6 protein-coding genes and 1 pseudogene are annotated in these 4,993 nt (G+C 41.0%); 2 read left to right on the top strand and 5 right to left on the bottom strand.

Features of this window, described 5'->3' with window-relative positions:
* Nucleotides 1-168: 168 nt before the first annotated feature.
* From EXZ60_RS18515 to EXZ60_RS18500, 4 genes and pseudogenes are all read right to left on the bottom strand, one after another.
* Nucleotides 169-765, bottom strand: a pseudogene (locus tag EXZ60_RS18515) (tyrosine-type recombinase/integrase).
* 460 nt (nt 766-1,225) lie between these two features.
* Entirely contained in the window at nt 1,226-1,531 is a 306-nt protein-coding gene (locus tag EXZ60_RS18510; RefSeq protein ID WP_022609500.1) for a hypothetical protein, read from the bottom strand.
* Nucleotides 1,532-1,577: 46 nt separating this feature from the next.
* Nucleotides 1,578-2,960 (bottom strand): DEAD/DEAH box helicase family protein, encoded by a 1,383-nt coding sequence (locus tag EXZ60_RS18505; protein WP_176312924.1) that lies wholly within the window; start codon nt 2,958-2,960, stop codon nt 1,578-1,580.
* Nucleotides 2,954-3,496, bottom strand: coding sequence for a hypothetical protein (locus EXZ60_RS18500; protein WP_096036087.1), 543 nt, complete (start codon nt 3,494-3,496; stop codon nt 2,954-2,956). The genes EXZ60_RS18505 and EXZ60_RS18500 overlap by 7 nt, the downstream gene beginning before the upstream one ends.
* Before the next feature lie 93 nt (nt 3,497-3,589).
* On the opposite strand from EXZ60_RS18500, the gene EXZ60_RS18495 reads away from it, so the two are divergent.
* A complete protein-coding gene (locus EXZ60_RS18495) occupies nt 3,590-3,796 on the top strand; it encodes a helix-turn-helix transcriptional regulator (RefSeq protein ID WP_088728637.1) in 207 nt (68 codons plus the stop codon).
* A gap of 147 nt (nt 3,797-3,943) precedes the next feature.
* Nucleotides 3,944-4,804 carry a thymidylate synthase gene (locus tag EXZ60_RS18490; protein ID WP_088728636.1) on the top strand — a complete coding sequence of 287 codons (861 nt, stop codon included), beginning with the start codon at nt 3,944-3,946 and terminating at the stop codon, nt 4,802-4,804.
* 92 nt (nt 4,805-4,896) lie between these two features.
* On the opposite strand, the gene EXZ60_RS18485 is transcribed toward EXZ60_RS18490, so the two are convergent.
* On the bottom strand, nt 4,897-4,993 hold a 97-nt coding region (locus EXZ60_RS18485; protein ID WP_194584830.1), incomplete at its 5' end, for an IS3 family transposase.

Here is a 4,993-nt window from a genome sequence, read left to right as displayed (position 1 = left end):
CTCACTGCTTTGTAAGTTGCTGGGTGCCAACTGGTGCCTTCGTGAAGGCTTGAGCCTAGTGCGGTGAAAGTTGCACGCTGGGTTCTTAGAGGGGCGACACTTGGTAACAGGTGTCGTCTACTCGACACAGGCTTTTCAGACGCGAAGAAAAGCCTGTAGAGGTGCTTATCAGTAGTCTGTTTTCTCAGAGAGCCTCAGAGCGTCTTCTAGCTCAACGCCAAGGTATCGAATAGTGTTATCTACCTTCGAATGTCCAAGTAGAATCTGAACCGCCCTAATGTTTTTCGTTCTGGCATAGATCAAAGTAGCTTTAGTTCGACGCATGGAGTGAGTTCCATAATAGTCAGCATTCAATCCAAGTTTTGCAGCCCAGTTTCTAATAATTGAGCGATAGAATGAGTAGCTGATAGGCTGCCCTGAGCGTCGGCTACTCGGAAATAGAAAACTACTTGCCTCTAGGGATGCTGCAAAGATCCATCGGCTAATACTTTGCTGTGTTCTCGGAGTAATCTCATAATGGACATCGGTCCCCGTTTTTTGTTGGATGCACTGAACCCTTTAATAGATAACTCCTTGCGAAGAAACATAGTAAACGTGTAGCTTTAGCAAGTCACTAGCTCTCAACTTGCTATCTATGGCTAAGTTCAATAGCGCGAGCTGCATAAAATTGTTTTCAATCTCTAGCCTAGTTCTAATTCGCCAGCTCTCTTCAAGCTTAAATGGTCTTTTGACACCACTGCATTTTCCAGAAGATAGCTTTCTCATGATGACCTCCTCCCAATATTGTTGGTCAACATGAAGTTTGGTAGTCACATTTATTAGGTGTCAGGAAGAGCTGAAACATCGGTGGACAGAACTTGGTCAGTGACTTTGTTAAATTAGCAAAATCCAAATTAACTCAAGTATGGAAAACGCCGATAGATGAAAGGCAAAACCTGATTATGTTCTGCTCTTTGAGCGCACTCAATTAAAGTTGAATATGGGAAGGGGATGATTAGAAAATGGTTGAAAATTCGTGCTCAGAATTAAGACAGTAGGTAAACATTAACAGTTGCCTACCGTCTCATTAAATTATGTTCAAAAGGGCTTTTTCGCTTGCATCTAGGAGTATTATTTTCATGGTGCGTAGCATGATCCTGTTTCTACGAAAAATCAAGCATCTTCAATGATCACGGGTATAAGTGTATCAAAATATAAAATCTTCACTGAAACCACCTAGTCCGTATTAGGCATAGTTAAAATGGTGCTTCATGAAAAAGTCCAGATGACATCCTCTTTCTAACGCTCTTTCCTCAATTTGCTTCCATAAGATTGGTAAATAGGTTTTCAGATCTTCCGCTTCCGATTGATGATATTCATCCTCACAGTCCCCTGCAGCAGCTTTTAGCCACTCTGAAGGGGTTAAAATAGTGAGCCCAAGATGAAAATACTCTGGAATGGCTGCCCGTATTGATTCTTCGCTACCGCTAGCAACATACATTGTGAGGCCTTCACCTGTCGCATAGTAATGACTAACACCTATATAGAACATATCAACTCCTTGCTGCTGGTTGTAGAATAAGCGTAATTTTGATTAGTTATAAAAATGCAGCGATGACACGCTCTTTGAAATTTCCCAAGTCCAACTGCCTAGGAGAAGTTGAGTACGCAGATATGGCTGACTGTTTTCCCTCATGCTCTTTATCCCAACTAAGTTGCTTGTTTCCAATATCAGTTTTTCTCTTTTGTTGTTCGGAGAAATAGGTTCGATCTGATGGAATAGATAATGGAGGCCTATGCTGCAAACTCTCTGGTTTGATAAACAGACATGAGTCCGGAATATCTTTCTCGATTTGCTCTGCAAAGCTCACCAGACTTTCTTCAGCAAAAGTGTATAACCATGCCTGCTGGTTCGAGGATGCATTCGTCCGTAAAATCCGCCCTAAAACTTGTCTGAAATAAAGTTCGGTTTTCACAAAACTTAAATGGCAGCAAACTTGTAGACGTGGAATATCGGTACCCTCACTAATCATTCCAACGCTGATAATCCATTGAGTCGTACCGTCCCGATACCCGTTGATTTTCTCTAATGGACTTTCATGACAGTAAGTGACGACCTCTGTACTTTGTTCATATGTCTCAGCCAAAATTTTCTGAATTTCGATTGCATGTCCTACCGATGAAGCAACAACCAAACCACCGGCATTAGGGTTATCCATACGTATTTCTGCTAGCTTTTTGCAACCAAGACCAAGTACATAGGTCATTGCATCAATATTTTGTAAAATGCTTTGATACGGAGTTGCTGATTGCTTTAAAAGTTCAGGAATTGACGAAAAGGACTTCGATTGCCCACTTTCTGAGATAGATAAGCGATCATTATCAATTAGTACAATTTTAGGTGAACGACAGACCTTATCGATAATCGCTTGCTTTAAACCGTATTGATAATCGCAGTGGATACGACCTTCCGTGTCAGAATACTGTGCTAACGTAATTGGCAATAAATCTGAGCGCCAAGGAGTGCCAGATAGGGATAATGTAAACGCAGCAATTCCTTGAATTTGTTTCAAAATTTGTTCACCCCATACATTGGCATTTCCAATTTCATCACCTGAACAATGGTGAATCTCATCAAATACAACCAATACGCGGTGCTTTTTAATTGTTTCCCAAAAGCTGTCTCTAAGGTATTTCATACTCTGGTATGTAAACGATGCGCCTATTGAACCAAGTCCACCGGTAAAAGAGCATCCCAATCGCCATGAAAAGGTATTTTTGATACCATCAGCAATCGTTAATGATGGCGAAAAACAGAGGACCAGGTCAATTTTGTCTAAGTCATACAGCCTTTTGGCGATTTCGGCAGCGGCCACCGTTTTTCCAGCCCCTGGAGTAGCCTGAACCTGAAAATGCGAATGTCCAGCAAGATACTTTTCTAAAGCCGATCCAACACACTCCTCTTGCCATAGCCTTAACATTTTACTTCCCCACAATTACTAAAGTTTAGGACGTGATTAAGGACATTTATTTTGGCTAGATATCTAACAGAACGTTCTCTAGTCTCTTCGGATAGTTTTAACAATGATGATTTCTGCGAAGGTAACCTTTCAGACAATAGTTGAAATTCTTCGATCTCAGCTAAAGCTATCGCAAGTTCAGCTTTATACTTTCGTCGTTCCAAAGCCAGCTCATCTAGGGTAAGTACTTCATCCGAATTTTCTGCGACTGTTTTTAGCTTCTGCTGCTTACGCTTTTTCGGTTTGAATACAGTTTCTTTGAACTGCTCTGATTTGTGGTATGTTCTAGTCCGCCCTTGGCCCTTAGTCCAAAGTAGTCCTTTCTTTTCTAAAGGCAATAACTGACGATAAAGAAATTTACGCGCTTCCGTTATGTCCTTAAATTCTCCCGTAATCGTTAGTAGTTCGTCCCTCAAGGCAGGAACAGTTAATTCATCAAGTCCTTTCTCGATGAATAGGGTAAAAATGTATTCATTAATCGCTGTTTTCTTCGTCATAAGAGCTCAACTACGAATCAAAAATACGGATTATAGTCCGTGGCTATATAATCCGCAATGAAGGATATTCTTTCATTTTGAGTACCATTTAAAATGAAAGACTTAGCAAGGCGGTTTGGAGATAACTTACGTAGAGAGCGTAAGCTCAAAGGTATATCTCAGGATAAATTGGCTATTTCAGCAGACATCGACCGAAGCTATGTCGGTCGCATAGAAAGAGGGGAGGTCAACATCACTCTAGAAAAAGCGTACCAGTTGGCAAGCATTCTTGGTTGCGATGTGCGTGATTTACTTCCATAAGGGAAACCCTAACTTGTGTAATTCATAGGAACTTACTCACCTAAGTGCTTACATACAGGTCAAGAAAAGTCTGCTTTAGTGAACGCATAGAGAAATGAGATCGGAGTATGATAAGATCACTCTCATAAAATATACTTGGTAGATAATATGACATATAAATACAGCCAATACGAAGACTTGTGTAGACGAGTTATAGATGAAGGTATTTGGATTGAGAACGATAGAACAGGCAAACGATGCTTAACTGTTATCAATGCAGATTTAGAATACGATCTGACCGCGAATGAATTTCCTCTAGTAACAACGCGCAAAGCTTTTTGGAAAAGCGCTATTGCTGAGATGCTAGGTTACTTGCGTGGCTCTGACAACGCAGCTGATTTTCGAAAATTAGGTACCAAAACTTGGGATGCCAACGCCAATCAGAATGAAGCCTGGCTTAACAATCCTCATCGTAAAGGTGAGGATGACATGGGTCGTGTATACGGCGTTCAGGGACGGAAATGGGCGAAACCTGATGGTGGTTTTGTCGATCAATATAAGAAGATCATTGATCATCTAAGCAAAGGTATTGATGACCGAGGTGAAATCCTTAACTTTTACAATCCTGGTGAGTTTCACATGGGCTGTTTACGCCCCTGCATGTATAGCCACCATTTTTCACTGCTAGGTGATACCCTTTACTTAAACAGCACTCAACGTAGTTGTGATGTGCCGCTCGGCTTAGTCTTTAATCAGATCCAAGTAGCTTGGCTACTCCAGATTACAGCTCAGATCACTGGATTAAAGGCCGGAAAAGCGTTCCATAAGATCGTCAATGCCCACATCTATGAAGACCAAGTGGAGTTAATGAAAGATCAGATCAAAAGAGAACCTTATGCCGCACCTAAGCTCATTATCAACCCAGAGATCAAATCACTTGAAGACTTGGAAACATGGGTAACCGTTGATGATTTCGAAGTTGTTGGCTATCAACATCACGAACCAATCAAATACCCATTTTCGGTTTAGCTTATAAAAAATAATGGGACATCAAGTCCCATTATTTTTTTCTGATTTTTCGTTGAGTAAACTGATCTGCTCCAGCCAGACTGGACACTTCATTAAGCGACATTTTTATTTTCAAAGTTAACTGGACTTAGATACCCAAGAGCACTGTGCCTTCTTGTCCGATTATAATCAACCTCGATGTATTCAAAG

Source organism: Vibrio sp. 1151_11 (genome assembly GCF_029478525.1).
Taxonomy (GTDB): Bacteria; Pseudomonadota; Gammaproteobacteria; order Enterobacterales; family Vibrionaceae; genus Vibrio; species Vibrio anguillarum.
This window is presented reverse-complemented; position numbering and strand designations above follow the sequence as displayed.

What these genes read in the sequence shown, in the direction of transcription:
- EXZ60_RS18510 (WP_022609500.1), bottom strand. Translation starts at nt 1,531, where the DNA reads ATGTTCTATATAGGTGTTAGTCATTACTATGCGACAGGTGAAGGCCTC.
- EXZ60_RS18505 (WP_176312924.1), bottom strand. Translation starts at nt 2,960, where the DNA reads ATGTTAAGGCTATGGCAAGAGGAGTGTGTTGGATCGGCTTTAGAAAAG.
- EXZ60_RS18500 (WP_096036087.1), bottom strand. Translation starts at nt 3,496, where the DNA reads ATGACGAAGAAAACAGCGATTAATGAATACATTTTTACCCTATTCATC.
- EXZ60_RS18495 (WP_088728637.1), top strand. Translation starts at nt 3,590, where the DNA reads ATGAAAGACTTAGCAAGGCGGTTTGGAGATAACTTACGTAGAGAGCGT.
- EXZ60_RS18490 (WP_088728636.1), top strand. Translation starts at nt 3,944, where the DNA reads ATGACATATAAATACAGCCAATACGAAGACTTGTGTAGACGAGTTATA.